The organism is Vibrio sp. B181a, from assembly GCF_030248375.1.
Taxonomy (GTDB): domain Bacteria; phylum Pseudomonadota; class Gammaproteobacteria; order Enterobacterales; family Vibrionaceae; genus Vibrio; species Vibrio campbellii.
The window spans coordinates 1-13,185 of the sequence record NZ_JAHGAD010000007.1; the positions used below are offsets into that span (position 1 = coordinate 1).

13 protein-coding genes are annotated in these 13,185 nt (G+C 46.1%); 3 read left to right on the forward strand and 10 right to left on the reverse strand.

Annotated features, from left to right (window positions below; translation table 11 throughout):
• Together KIO97_RS01985 and KIO97_RS01990 are read left to right on the forward strand one after the other, a co-directional pair.
• On the forward strand, window positions 1-184 hold a 184-nt coding region (locus tag KIO97_RS01985; RefSeq protein ID WP_285380750.1), incomplete at its 5' end, for a hypothetical protein.
• 49 nt (window positions 185-233) lie between these two features.
• Window positions 234-1,196 carry an integron integrase gene (locus KIO97_RS01990; protein ID WP_050910327.1) on the forward strand — a complete coding sequence of 321 codons (963 nt, stop codon included), beginning with the start codon at window positions 234-236 and terminating at the stop codon, window positions 1,194-1,196.
• Between the two features lie 58 nt (window positions 1,197-1,254).
• Here the strand turns inward: KIO97_RS01990 and KIO97_RS01995 are convergent, their stop codons facing one another.
• From KIO97_RS01995 to KIO97_RS02030, 8 genes are all read right to left on the reverse strand, one after another.
• A complete protein-coding gene (locus tag KIO97_RS01995; RefSeq protein ID WP_005434054.1) occupies window positions 1,255-1,728 on the reverse strand; it encodes a DUF2947 domain-containing protein in 474 nt (157 codons plus the stop codon).
• Between the two features lie 13 nt (window positions 1,729-1,741).
• Window positions 1,742-2,329 carry an HD domain-containing protein gene (locus tag KIO97_RS02000; protein ID WP_045378761.1) on the reverse strand — a complete coding sequence of 196 codons (588 nt, stop codon included), beginning with the start codon at window positions 2,327-2,329 and terminating at the stop codon, window positions 1,742-1,744.
• Window positions 2,330-2,914, reverse strand: a complete 585-nt coding sequence (rimJ, locus tag KIO97_RS02005) for a ribosomal protein S5-alanine N-acetyltransferase (protein ID WP_285380751.1) — start codon at window positions 2,912-2,914, stop codon at window positions 2,330-2,332. It lies immediately after the preceding gene.
• 83 nt (window positions 2,915-2,997) lie between these two features.
• Window positions 2,998-4,542 carry a transcriptional regulator TyrR gene (gene tyrR, locus KIO97_RS02010; protein WP_285380753.1) on the reverse strand — a complete coding sequence of 515 codons (1,545 nt, stop codon included), beginning with the start codon at window positions 4,540-4,542 and terminating at the stop codon, window positions 2,998-3,000.
• A 100-nt stretch (window positions 4,543-4,642) separates the two neighbouring features.
• Window positions 4,643-5,683 carry a YcjF family protein gene (locus tag KIO97_RS02015; protein ID WP_285380755.1) on the reverse strand — a complete coding sequence of 347 codons (1,041 nt, stop codon included), beginning with the start codon at window positions 5,681-5,683 and terminating at the stop codon, window positions 4,643-4,645.
• Complete coding sequence (locus tag KIO97_RS02020; protein WP_285380757.1) at window positions 5,680-7,056, reverse strand: YcjX family protein; 1,377 nt, start codon at window positions 7,054-7,056, stop codon at window positions 5,680-5,682. Before KIO97_RS02020 ends, KIO97_RS02015 begins: the two co-directional genes overlap by 4 nt.
• Before the next feature lie 156 nt (window positions 7,057-7,212).
• Window positions 7,213-7,398 carry a hypothetical protein gene (locus tag KIO97_RS02025; protein WP_005433708.1) on the reverse strand — a complete coding sequence of 62 codons (186 nt, stop codon included), beginning with the start codon at window positions 7,396-7,398 and terminating at the stop codon, window positions 7,213-7,215.
• A gap of 229 nt (window positions 7,399-7,627) precedes the next feature.
• Window positions 7,628-9,145: a fumarate hydratase gene (locus KIO97_RS02030; protein WP_255900077.1), complete on the reverse strand. Its 1,518-nt coding sequence runs from the start codon at window positions 9,143-9,145 to the stop codon at window positions 7,628-7,630.
• Between the two features lie 273 nt (window positions 9,146-9,418).
• Between KIO97_RS02030 and pabB the strand changes: the two genes are divergently transcribed.
• On the forward strand, window positions 9,419-10,789 hold the full coding sequence (pabB, locus tag KIO97_RS02035) for an aminodeoxychorismate synthase component I (RefSeq protein WP_285380969.1): 1,371 nt from the start codon (window positions 9,419-9,421) through the stop codon (window positions 10,787-10,789).
• Window positions 10,790-10,938: 149 nt separating this feature from the next.
• Here pabB and KIO97_RS02040 read toward each other — a convergent pair whose 3' ends face one another.
• Both KIO97_RS02040 and KIO97_RS02045 read right to left on the reverse strand, forming a co-directional pair.
• Window positions 10,939-12,639 (reverse strand): ATP-binding protein, encoded by a 1,701-nt coding sequence (locus KIO97_RS02040; RefSeq protein ID WP_285380760.1) that lies wholly within the window; start codon window positions 12,637-12,639, stop codon window positions 10,939-10,941.
• Between the two features lie 6 nt (window positions 12,640-12,645).
• Window positions 12,646-13,185 (reverse strand): heme NO-binding domain-containing protein, encoded by a 540-nt coding sequence (locus KIO97_RS02045; protein ID WP_285380762.1) that lies wholly within the window; start codon window positions 13,183-13,185, stop codon window positions 12,646-12,648.

A 13,185-nucleotide genomic window follows, 5' to 3' on the forward strand; every position in this document is an offset into this window, starting at 1 on the left:
ATCCGTTGCGGAAATAACGCTTTCTATACGGCCTTTTGCCACCTTTCAGGCAGCCTACCACCTTCTTTCATTCCAAAAGAAAGTATGCATGCTAGCACTTATCTTTATGAAACAAATAGAAAATCAGTATGAATCTGTGTGCTCACACACGCAATTAGATGGCGAAGTGACGCCTAATTCTTAATGAGAGGCTAAGTTTATAAAACTGTATAAACAACCAGTCAAATTAGAAAATGAAAAGTCAGTTTTTACTTAGCGTCAAAGAGCATATGATCTCGCGTCACTATGCGAAGAAAACCATTGAAACCTACCTGTTTTGGATCAAACGCTACATTGTCTTCCACCAGCTAGCTCACCCTTCCAAACTTTGTGAAGACGATGTTGAACGCTTTCTAAGTCATCTTGCCATTGATGAAAAGGTAGCAGTGAAAACGCAGGCACTTGCATTAAACGCCATCTCATTTTTATATCGAGAGTACTTCCAGATGCCACTTTCATTGAATATGAGATTTCAAAAATCACTCACTGAGAAAAAACTGCCCGTTGTGTTAACAAGAGACGAAGTGAGACGCTTTGTTCAGCATATTGACCCCAAATACAAACTCCATATTCAACTATTGTATGGTTCTGGCCTGCGAATCATGGAATGCTTACGACTAAGAATTCAAGATATTGATTACGACTACGGTGCGCTTAGAGTGTGGCAAGGAAAAGGTGGTAAGAATAGAACGGTCACATTAGCGAAAGAGCTACATGAACCACTAAAAGCACAGGTCAATATAACGAGAGATTATTATCAGAAAGACCGTCATATGGGCGGTTATGCTGGTGTTTATATCTCTGATGGACTTCGAAGGAAGTACCCTGGCGCAGAATTGGATTTCAACTGGCACTTTCTCTTCCCATCAACCAAATTAAGTATAGATGCAGATACTGGTGAGTTTAGGCGGCATCATGTCAATGAGAGTGCGATACAAAGGGCTGTCAAACGAGCGGCAAAAGACGCGGGAATAGAAAAGTCTGTCACTTGCCATACGCTTAGGCACAGCTTTGCTACCCACCTTCTTGAGTCAGGAGCCGACATACGAACCGTCCAAGAGCAACTTGGGCATACCGATGTGAAAACGACTCAGATCTACACCCACGTGATCGAACGCGGCGCAGGAGGTGTATTAAGTCCCTTATCAAACCTATAGAGACACAAAAGCCACCGAGTTATTAGACGTAACTCGGTGGCTTTAACAATATAACGTCTTAGTGACGCTCGCCCAGTTTGACGTTACCTTTAGAATCAAACCAAAGTGCTTGAGCGCGACGTCGACCGATTAGAATTGGCCCATCGTCATAGAACAGGAAGTTCTTCCAGTGTTTCTTGAAGGTAGACCACTTTGTCTCAATTACGTTGTACTTCTCATAACAAAAGTACACCGTCACATCGTCTTGCCAATCAATAAACGCTGCGACCTCTTCCGGTAGCTCAGGTTCATCGGCTTCCCAAGCCGCCATCCAATCGACTTCTTCGGACCAGTTCGACTCTTTCATCGGCCAGTCTGACGAGCTCAAACGGTCCATATCCGGACTTTGGGCACTAATATTCTCTTTCCAGAACTGCGCTGCGCGGGCTTGGCTCATCGGCTTGATAAACTCGAGCTCTTCCTCTGGCATTGGCATTGACTGGTGAGTAAAAATCCATTTTCTTTGGTATTCGTCCAAAGGCAAATAAGACATTCAGTCTCCTTTCTTACGACTTCAGCCAACCTTTCTCGGTGGCTTCTTCAATCAGTTCTTTAGCTTTGTCCCATAGCGTGACAGAACCAAATTCAATTCTTTTATTGATGGTTAACGCTTGCTCTCGCGTGACACCATGTTCTTTCCAACTTTGACCATCGTTATGGTAGTTGAGTAGCATCGGGATAAGGCGATCTAACGCTTTAGCGTATTTCGCATCATCACTTTGTGCCGCCTCAAACTCTTTCCACAGAGCAAACAGTTCATCACCTTGATCGCTCGGCAACATACCAAACAAACGCTCTGCGGCTTTTAATTCTTTTTCTTCTTGCTCTTTTGAAGCTGCGACATCATAAACAAAGGTATCGCCTGCGTCGATCTCTACGACATCATGGATAAGCAGCATTTTCATAACTCGAGCAATATCGATGGGTGCATTTGCGTGCTCTTGCATTAATACCGCCATCAATGCAACGTGCCAACTGTGCTCGCCACTATTCTCTAAGCGTCGATCTGCACTCTTTACACGAGTACGACGAAGTACGCTTTTCAGTTGGTCCAGTTCAATAATAAGCGCTAACTGCTTTTCCAATCTTTCCATTTATCGAGCCTCTGCTGTCCAGTTTGGGTTGGTCAACGATGTCAGCACATGGTCTCGCCATTCACCGTCGATCAACAAATAATCCTTTGCGTACCCCTCTCTTTCAAACCCGACATGCTGTAGTACCGCCTCACTGCGCTTGTTATGTGGCATATAGCCCGCCTGAATTCGGTGTATCTTTTGCACATCAAACATGTAATCACAGGCCATTTTTAACGCGCGACGCATATAGCCATTTCCCTGCGCGTCTTCTGCAAGGGAGTAACCCACGTTGCAGGCATGAAATGGAAATCGAGTCAGGTTGCTGAAAGAGAGCGTGCCGAGCATTTTACCAGATTCGGCATGAACAAGTAGGCAATAGTAACCAAGCCCTAGGCGGTGAAGCTCATTTAACTTAATCAGTTTTTGCAACCAACCATTGACGGTGTAGAACGCCTCTTCTCGTTTTGGCTCGAATGGTGCCAAATACGCTCGATTAGCCTGAAAATACTCTGCGATCATATCGGCATCGCCAATTTCTGCAGTACGTAGAAGCAAGTCGCCGTCCAACTTGTGAACGGCGATTGAGGAACTCTTATCTTCCATTATAAATAACAACGTCCATTTAATTTTGGATTCATTTACGGATAGCCCGTTTGTGCGGATACCTTAACTTTACGACGAATGTCCTAACTTTTACGAATACCATAATCACGCAATTTGTTTGCAATAGACGTATGAGACACATTTAAACGCTTAGCGAGCTTACGGCTCGATGGGAATGATTGATACAAACGCTCTAAAATCTGCGATTCGTAATCACGCATGATCTCATCAAGCGAGCCATCAAGGTTCAATGTTGCGCTACCGCCGCCCATAGCTTGTGGCTGAGGTAAGTTGAAGTTATCGGCCTTGAGGATATGTCCATCCATCTCGGTCAACGCACGCAGAACCATGTTGTCCAATTGACGCATGTTGCCCGGCCATTGGTAGTTCGCTAACGCATCCACCAGCTCTCCATCTAACTCTGGCTTATCGATACCAAGCTGCTGTGCGTGCTTCATGACAAATAAGTCTAGTAGCGGTGCGACATCGTTCGAACGCTTGCGTAAAGGTGGAATGTTCAAAGTGAGGACATTTAGGCGATAATATAAGTCTTCACGGAACTTGCCGGCTTCAGCAAGCTCTGCCAAGTTATGTTTAGTCGAAGCGATAATACGAACATCAACGTGCATTTCATCTTCCGCGCCCACGCGACGAAAATTACCGTCCTGTAAGAAGCGCAGCAGTTTGATTTGCAGGTGCGAACTCATCTCACCGATTTCATCAAGGAAAACCGTACCGCCGTTGGCTTGTTCAAAAATGCCTTTGTGACCTTGTTCATGATTAAATGAACCCGGCGCATGACCAAACAATTCAGTTTCAGCCACATCATCCGGCATGGAAGCACAGCTCAATACAAGGAACGGCTTGCTCGCACGGCCAGAACGACTGTGACAAGCTTTGGCCAACATTTCTTTACCAGTACCCGTTTCACCTTCAATCAATAATGGTTGATCGAGAACGGACAATTTCTTCGCTTGATTCATTAACGCTTTGTGGCGGTTGGATAATCCAACAAAGTGCTCAAAGCCTAACTGGTTGTTGAGCGGCAAAATCTCTTCGATTTGCACACCATGTTGGCTAGAACGAATCGTCATCAGCGTGCTGGCTAAAGTTGAGTTTTGTGCTTCGTCTTTGATGTATACCGGCATCAACTCTAGGATGTAGTCCAAGCCATCAATCACTAGGCTTTCGCGAGTGCGTGCATTAACGCCTTCAGACCAACGAGAGAAGCGCACGCTCGGCAACAACATACCAATTTGCGTACCGATCACATCTTGTTTGTGCTGACCAAGCAGAGACAGTGCCGCCATGTTCGCCATATCGACCGCACCTTTGAGGTCGATAGCAAACACAGGATCAGGAAGATTATCCACCAAAGAAAGCAGCTCTGTATTATGGCGCTCCATTGGCATAAATTGGATTTTACGTACGTCCTTGACCCCCGGAATACGGCGGATCTCAGCCATCAACTCACTGAAGGTATCAAAGTCGATATCTGGGCAGTTTAGGTAAATGATGCCACTGATATCAATTTCGATACCACGTAAGTCGATGCTTTTAGACGCTAAAATATCGAGCAGTTCTCGGGTAAGACCGAGTCTATCTTCACAAAAGACTTCAAGACGCACTGAAAATATCCCAATTCACAACTGTCAGGAAAAGTTGACAGTAGTTTCTCCCAAGCTTGGAATGGCGTCAAGCAATCCTCACTGTCAAAGGTGATATTGGTTACGGTTTCATCGTGATTGATGCAACTTTCGCCACAACCTCTTTGCGAATCGCACCGAGTTTCACCTGACGCTCTGGGTACCAAGGTAAAGGACGAAGCAGCGCCATAGATTTTAGACCAAGACGAGCGGTTAAGATCCCTACACCGAGTCCCTGCCCTGCTCGTGCGGAGATTTTTCCGGCGAGATCCATCGACATCAAATCCATGCTGGCATCAATAGCGAGCTCACTCGCACCCGCTGCCGCCATATTCACGAACACAGAGCGGAGCAGTTTGATTCGAGAAGCGTAGCCAAGCTCCACGCCATACACTTTAGAAAGATTGTCGATCATTTTGAAGTTACGCCATGCCACCAGCAACATGTCAGCAGCTGCCAACGGGCTAACGGCCACCAAAGCTGCGGATTCGGTTGCGTGCTGCGAAACAATTTTAGTTGCGAGCTTATCTTGCTGGCTAACGACCATGGCATCGTACATCTCTAGAATTTCAGCGTCACTGTGAGCTGGGTTTACGCTGTTTTTCCAACGGTCAAAACCTGGGTTTTCTGCCAGTACACCACTTTGCTCCGCGACTTTTTCACAAAATGCTTTGCCCTTGCCGACGCTTTCGCTATCGATAAGCGCTTCACTCTCTTCTTGCACACTAAAGTGATTACGCAGTTTGCGTAGCTTCCATAACTCTTTGCCTAACGCGCCTAAACCAAAAGACGCGATGGTAGTGATAAAGCCAGCCCAACCAAGCGCTAGCCAATCAGCAGTTTGTATAGCGGTAATCACAGAATCAACCGCTTGCCAGCCAACTAAACCGGCAAAGGTGGCAAAGAGACCCGTTGTCAGCCATTTGCGGCCAGATTTAGGGCGAATGACTTGTTCGAGCTGCAACTCTTGCTCTGTCTCTTCCTGTTGCTCTTCAATCTCAACGGGTATGAAGGTCTCTTTTTCAGAGAACGTCTTCTGCGCATTCAACTCTGGGGATACGTCCTCTTCCTCACTGTGCATCACTTTTTCTTTGAAGACTTGTTTTTGTTTTAGTTCGCTCATTTCAATTTGTCTCCCAATAGGTATTCCAATGCTTTGTCGAGGCGAATGTGTTTCATCGGCTCATCCGTTTCTGAAGGCATCGGACGGAAAGAAGTAAAATCAAAGCCACTATTTTGCCAATAAGCCGCATTAGGTAACTTCTTCGGCACTTCACCGGGGAACATTGTCATCGACTCGCCATCGAGCGTCGTCCCTTTGAGGGCAGGCACGGTTTTATCTCCCGATGCAATAAAACCCGATGTCGTCGCTTGAATCGAAGCAATGCTCATGCAGCTCATTTCAATATTCTCATACGCTGCGGTCTGCCATGCTGGATGCACCATTTGTTGAAGTAAGGAGACCAAATGCGGATGTTGATCCGGTGTCACGTGGTCAGCTTTTGTCGCAGCAAACAATACTCTGTCGATTTTTGGTGAGAACAAGCGACGCAAAAAGCTGCTTCTACCATATCGGAAGCTGTGCATGATTTGTTCAAGCGCTTGGCGCATATCGTAAAACGCCTCATCACCCGCATTCAGGGGTTGTAAGCAATCCACCAGCACAATCTGGCGATCAAAGGTCGCAAAGTGATGCTTATAGAACGCCTTCACCACCTTCTGCTGATATTCGTGATAACGCGCTTCAAGCATTGCTAAGTTACTGCCTTTAACTGGCTTCGTATCTGCGTCAAATCGACATGGGAAGAACTGCAATACTGGCGCCCCTTCAAGCTCACCCGGCAAGACGAATCGACCTGGCTGAACCCAATGTAAGCCACTGTCTTTACATGCGTGTAAGTAGTCTGTGTAAGCCTTGGCAATTTTCTCGAGCTGTTTTTCATTCAGCTCTGAATTTAAATCTAGCGTATCCAATTCAGCCAGCCAATCGGCTGCAAGCTCACTACGTTGTCCTTTCAACGCCTCAAATTGCGTCTGTGACCACGTCGCGAAATCCATATCGAGCAAAGGCAGATCCAATAGCCACTCACCCGGATAGTCGATGATGTCGACATTCAGTACCGCGGTTTTGCTCAATAGCTTTTTGGTGGTTTTGTTCGGCTTGTATTTCAGCGCAAGTCGAATTTCACTTACGTCGCGCGTCGGCACTGGCCATTGTGGTGGCATAGCATGAATTTGGCTCATCGCATCATCATAGGCAAAACGCGGTACCATCATGTTGGTTTGCGGCTCACGTTTGGCGCCAATTAAGCGTTTGTCACGAGCAGCATTGAGTAGCGGCAAGTTGTCATGAGTGGCGGTATGCAGTAATTGATTAACCAGAGAAGTAATGAAAGCAGTCTTACCTGCGCGCGATAACCCCGTTACGGCAATACGAACGTTGGAGTCCATGCCACGGCTGATAAAGTCATTCACTTCTTGCGTTATTCTTTTCATACTTTTTATTTATCTCATCAATTCTTGCTACGCAGTGTAATTTTACCAACCTTAATCAAAGATGAACAAAGTATTCACTGCAAAACCTTTTTCCAAAAACGAAAAAGCCCCTGAGAATTTCAGAGGCTTAGAGATCTTAACGACTTTCGGTCCAGTCTAATCGTCTTCAATCAACTTGTAGATCACGAACAAGGCAATTTCTAGGATCAGCCATAATACACAAGTGATGGTGACGTATTTTTCGTCGAAGATACTGATGCCGTGAAGAATCAAGTCGTAGCCAACAAAGCTACCAATCACAACAGCAAGAACTATTTGTAGAATTTGAATAAAACGAGGCATGCCGTCTCCTAATTATGGTCAGCATAACAACGAGATTTGCTATGCCTATTAGTTTATATCTGAGTATATAGACAAAAAGTGCAGCTTTCGCTGCACTTTTGTCAAATGTTTGCTAGGTAAATCAGCACTTTGTCACATTCTCTCAATTGAGACGTTCGCCTAATGTTCAATAATGCAAAGCTCATAGTAAGCCTAGTGACGAAACACTGTAACCTGACAGGGCAGCAGCTTACGCTTCCATTTCTTGGATTTTTACTTTCCAAGTATCTGGGCCAATTTGGTGAGCGTTCGCGCCATTTGAATCCACAGCCACCGTTACTGGCATATCTTCAACTTCAAACTCGTAGATTGCTTCCATACCCAAATCTTCGAACGCCACCACGCGTGCTTTCTTAATCGCTTTTGCAACGAGGTACGCCGCGCCGCCAACTGCCATTAAGTAAACCGCTTTGTGGTTCTTGATAGATTCAACTGTTGCAGGACCGCGCTCTGCTTTACCGATCATGCCCATAATGCCTGTTTCTTCTAACATCATGTCTGTGAACTTATCCATACGTGTTGAGGTTGTTGGGCCAGCAGGACCTACGGCCTCATCACCGACGGCATCAACCGGGCCAACGTAATAGATGAACTTACCCTTGAAATCAACGCCAGCAGGTAAACCTTCACCCGCTTCTAGCATGCCTTGAATGCGTTTATGCGCAGCATCACGACCAGTTAGAATTTTGCCCGACAGCAGAACCGTTTCACCGGTTTTCCACTCTTGAACCTCTTCTTTGGTCACGGTATCTAGGTTCACGCGACGTGTGTTCTCGCCCGCTTCCCAAGTGATATCTGGCCAATCTTCTAGCTTCGGTGGCGTTAGCTCTGCTGGACCATTACCATCAAGAGTGAAATGCACGTGACGAGTCGCTGCACAGTTCGGAATCAAGCACACAGGCTTAGATGCGGCATGCGTTGGCGCGGTTTTGATTTTTACGTCAACAACCGTTGTTAAACCGCCTAGGCCTTGAGCACCAATACCCAGCTTGTTTACACGGTTGAAGATATCAAGACGAAGCTCTTCTTCCGCATTTTGAGGACCACGATCGATCAGTTCTTGAATGTCGATGTGTTCCATCAGAGATTCTTTTGCTAATACCGCAGCTTTTTCAGCGGTACCGCCGATACCAATACCAAGCATGCCCGGTGGACACCAACCTGCACCCATTGCTGGTAGTGTTTTCTCTACCCATTCTGCAATGTCATCAGACGGGTTTAGCATCACCATCTTGGTTTTGTTTTCAGAACCACCGCCTTTGGCTGCGATTTGAATTTCAACTTTATCGCCTGGCACCATGTTGATATGTACAACCGCTGGCGTGTTGTCTTTGGTATTGATTCGCTTACCTGCTGGGTCCATCAGAACCGAGGCACGCAATGGGTTATCCGGATTTGTGTACCCCTGTCGAACGCCCTCATCCACCATTTGCTGTACTGTCATGTCGGTTGAGTCCCATTGGACGCCCATACCAATGTTCACAAAACAGGTGACGATGCCGGTGTCTTGGCAGATCGGTCGGTGGCCTTCTGCGGACATACGGGAGTTAATTAGGATCTGAGCAATAGCGTCTTTCGCTGCTTGGCTCTCTTCACGGTGGTAGGCTTTTTCAAGGGCTTGAACAAAGTCTAGCGGGTGGTAGTAAGAAATATACTGTAGCGCATCAGCAACGCTGCTGATGACATCCTGCGTGCGTATTACCGTCATTGCATGCCTCATTATTGTTATGCTTTGCTTCCATTATCGGCTTGGCTTCTATCGTGTTTGTTGAGCTTATTGCTCATAAATGAGCTTCGTTTTATGTGAACAAATTGTCGAACGGCTGATATCGACACACGAGTAACTGAAGTCGCCTTCTTTATAGTAAAACCACCTCCAAGCCTTTGTATAGAGGTAGTTTGGCTATACAGGCGAATATGATACTCTTGCTGCCCATGACATGCCATGCAGTGAACGAACTCTTTGTCACAATTTAAACAAATGAACAACATGGATACGCAATTGCTTGATTTTAAGGCATTGGAATACGCCAACGACCTCGCTATTACTCTATTTTCTCGTATCGAAAGCCAACCTTGGGCAATGCTTTTGCGTTCGGCTTCTGAGACGCACATCGACAGCCGATTTGATGTATTGGTTGCCAATCCAATCGCAACGCTGGAGACCGTCGCTGGCGATACGCGCATTAAAACAGAATCGCAACAATACCTTTCCCAACAAGATCCGTTCTTATTATTGGACGAGCTTCAACAGCAGCTTTTGCCAAACCTTGAGTTAGGCACAGAGTGGGATCTGCCGTTTGTCGGCGGTGCGCTGGGTTATTTCAGTTACGATCTAGGACGCCGTGTTGAATCTATGCCAGAACTTGCAAGCAAAGACCTTCAAACGCCAGACATGGCTGTAGGGTTGTATGAATGGGCACTGGTAGTAGACCACAAACTAGAAAAAGCGTGTGTTGTAGGCCAAAACATTGAACAAGCATGGCAGTGGCTTAATTCACAATCTCCAGATGATGTTGAAGACTTCAAGCTGATTGGCGATTGGCAATCGAACATGACGCAAGACTCTTACGCCTCGCGTTTTGATCGCGTTCAAGAATATTTGTTGAGTGGCGACTGTTACCAAATCAACTTGGCTCAACGTTTTAACGCTTCGTACCAAGGAAGTGAGTGGCAAGCTTACACCAAGTTAGAAGCAGCTAACCAAGCCCCTTTTTCTGCGTTTATTCGCATGCCTAATTCAGCAATCATAAGCGTGTCACCAGAGCGCTTTTTGGAACTGAAAGACAACATCATTGAAACCAAGCCAATCAAAGGCACACGTCCACGTAGTCAAAATACTGAGCTCGACCAAGCCAACGCCCATGACTTGCAAACGGCAGAAAAAGATCAGGCCGAAAATCTGATGATTGTCGACTTATTGCGTAACGATATTGGTCGTGTTGCTTCACCGGGTAGCGTTCATGTACCAAAGCTGTTTGATATCGAGAGCTTCCCAGCGGTCCATCACTTAGTTAGCACCATTCGCGCAGATCTGGATACCCAGTACAGCGCCGCAGACTTGCTACGAGCTTGCTTCCCTGGGGGGTCCATTACTGGTGCTCCAAAAGTTCGTGCGATGCAAATTATTGAAGAGCTCGAGCCGCATCGTCGTAGCGCTTATTGTGGCAGCATTGGATATATCTCACGCCATGGTCGTATGGATACCAGCATCACGATTCGTACTCTGGTTGCGGAAGATAGCAAGCTCTACGCTTGGGCTGGCGGCGGCGTTGTTGCAGACAGTGATTGTGCAGCAGAATATCAAGAGACGCTAGATAAGCTATCTAAGATCTTACCTGCGCTGAAGTAACTTACAGCGCTTTTAAGTATATAGAGAAACGGCTCTGCATTAATGACAGAGCCGTTTTTGTTTATCGCTAGTTTTTGTTAATCATTGTTTTTTACTGATCATTGCTTTTTGCTGATCATTGTTTGTTGCTGATCAAGGGGCCTTGTGCATTATTCGTCGAGCCATTTACACATGATCTGTTCAATATCCGCAGCGGTATAAGGCTTGGTGAGTATGTCATTCATTCCAGATTCAATGCACTTTTGTCTCTCTTCCAAAGTTGTCCCGGCGGTAAGCGCAATGATCGGCTTGGTAAACCCATTTTCTCGTAAATGCACCGTCGCTTCATAACCGTCCATCTCTGGCATCCGGCAGTCCATAAATATCAGTTCGTACTGATTTGCTTTAACTGCGTCGACCGCTTCTAGGCCGTTGTTTTTCAGATCTGGCTTGATATCGAGCTTCTTGAGCATTTGGGTGACGATCACTTGGTTCATACGAATGTCATCCACCACCAGCACAGAACGTCCTGCAAGCTCAATATGCTTACCATCAGACACATCACCAGAACCCCTCCCCTGAGCCTCCCCTTGTTTGAGAGGAATCTTAAGTTTAAAAATGGTGCCTTGACGGGGCACACTGGCGAAACTGATGTCACCGCCCATCAAATCCACCAAGTTCTTACAAATAGCCAAACCCAAACCAGAACCTTCAAAGCTGCGCTTGGTCGAACGGTCGGCTTGAACAAAAGGGTCAAACAAGGCTTTTTGTGCCTCCAGTGGGATACCGATACCCGTATCCTCTACTTCAAAGTTTGCATAGCCATTTTGCCATTCCACACGCAGCACAACCCCACCCAAGTTGGTAAACTTAATCGCATTACCAATCAAATTCACCAATATCTGCGTGATCCGTTCAAAGTCGCCGATGAGGAACTCTGGTATGCCGAACTTCTTGTCGATGGAAAAATGTATCCGCTTTTCCGCGGCTTTCGCTGCAAACACACCGGTCAATGCATTTTCTAAATCTTTCCAAGCAAAAACTTTATCGATGATTTCCATCATACCTGCGTTCATTTTACTGAAATCGAGCAAGTCATTGATGATGACACGAAGTAAATCACCGGATTGAATCAAGTTACCAAGGTATTGTTGCTGTTCCTCCCCCAGCTCGGTTTTGCTCAGCAACTCTGCACTGCCCAACACACCATTTAACGGAGTACGGAGCTCGTGGTTGATCATCGCGACAAATTCTTTGGTTGCTTTTTCAGACGCTTCTGCCCGCTTACGCAGCTCGACCTCTCGCTCTAAGCTCAAATGTCGGCTGATGACGCCATGCACCAGATCGGAAACCAAAACCATTTGTTTGGAAGTGAACTCTTGATCGACTTGATCAAGAGCGACAGAAAAGATCAGCTCACCCAAGATCGCTGAGTCAATAATGATCGGTAAATAGAGGCGATTCTCGATCCAATGAGGCTTGGTTTGTATCGCATTTTCATGAGCGAGCACGAGATGGCCAAATTGATGGCGACGCAAAGATGAGAGATGCTCTTGGCTCAAAGATAAGTAGGCACCGGAAACCACCGAGTTTGATGTCAGTTGCTCCAAGAAACTGGCAATCATGGTCTCATCAAAGGTGCTAGAAAGGAACGTTCGTCCAAACTTGATCAGCGTTGCATCGATTTGTTCTTCAAACTCGAATTTACGTAAGTCGTTCTCAGACTTCATCTCGAGTTTTTTCAATGCGACACTCAGTTGCTGATTGGACTCATACAGCTCTAAGCTCTTTTGCTCTAACAGTGTTTCTGCCGCTTTTCTTGACGCGACTTCTCGTTTGAGTTTCCTTTCTAGTGAGGAACTTCCCGTCATATTGCCTTATTGAACCTCCAGCCAAAAACGTACTTGGCTTCCGTCATCCGATTGGTTTTGATGTTTGACAACGACACTCTCATTGAAGTGGTTCGCACAACCTTGTATCAGGCCGACACAAACATGCGCCATACAGCGTGCACTTCGATAATCAAACACCATTTCTGATTCTGTTTCATTAATAAAATCAAATTGCGGTGGGTTGGCGTCTGGGTAAAGCTTTTTCACTTCGACATGAATAAAGTCTTCTACATGGCGCACAAATTGGAACGTGGTGGTGCACTGTTGAAGACTGGCATGATTTGGAATGGACTTAAGTAGATTTTGAAATACGCACTCACCAAACACTTCTTGAAGCTTTTCTGGCGGAATGTCAGAGACTTTACTGAGGTTAACGATCAACTTGACGAGGTCTCGGTGATCATAACTGCCAACTGAGGTGTAGATGCCTTCATCGTTAGAAAGGTCCAAGACTTGGTCTAGAACTGCCAAGCCAAACTTGTCCTCGACTAACTCCATGAACTCAGTGAATATTATCCCTTTCAT

Bases quoted from the DNA above. Each gene is read 5' to 3' on its own strand.
- rimJ (WP_285380751.1), bottom strand. From the start codon at position 2,914: ATGGAAGATAAGAGTTCCTCAATCGCCGTTCACAAGTTGGACGGCGAC.
- KIO97_RS02020 (WP_285380757.1), bottom strand. From the start codon at position 7,056: ATGAAAAGAATAACGCAAGAAGTGAATGACTTTATCAGCCGTGGCATG.
- KIO97_RS01990 (WP_050910327.1), top strand. From the start codon at position 234: ATGAAAAGTCAGTTTTTACTTAGCGTCAAAGAGCATATGATCTCGCGT.
- pabB (WP_285380969.1), top strand. From the start codon at position 9,419: ATGAACAACATGGATACGCAATTGCTTGATTTTAAGGCATTGGAATAC.
- KIO97_RS02040 (WP_285380760.1), bottom strand. From the start codon at position 12,639: ATGACGGGAAGTTCCTCACTAGAAAGGAAACTCAAACGAGAAGTCGCG.
- KIO97_RS02015 (WP_285380755.1), bottom strand. From the start codon at position 5,683: ATGAGCGAACTAAAACAAAAACAAGTCTTCAAAGAAAAAGTGATGCAC.
- KIO97_RS02030 (WP_255900077.1), bottom strand. From the start codon at position 9,145: ATGACGGTAATACGCACGCAGGATGTCATCAGCAGCGTTGCTGATGCG.
- KIO97_RS01995 (WP_005434054.1), bottom strand. From the start codon at position 1,728: ATGTCTTATTTGCCTTTGGACGAATACCAAAGAAAATGGATTTTTACT.
- KIO97_RS02045 (WP_285380762.1), bottom strand. From the start codon at position 13,185: ATGAAAGGGATAATATTCACTGAGTTCATGGAGTTAGTCGAGGACAAG.
- KIO97_RS02000 (WP_045378761.1), bottom strand. From the start codon at position 2,329: ATGGAAAGATTGGAAAAGCAGTTAGCGCTTATTATTGAACTGGACCAA.
- KIO97_RS02025 (WP_005433708.1), bottom strand. From the start codon at position 7,398: ATGCCTCGTTTTATTCAAATTCTACAAATAGTTCTTGCTGTTGTGATT.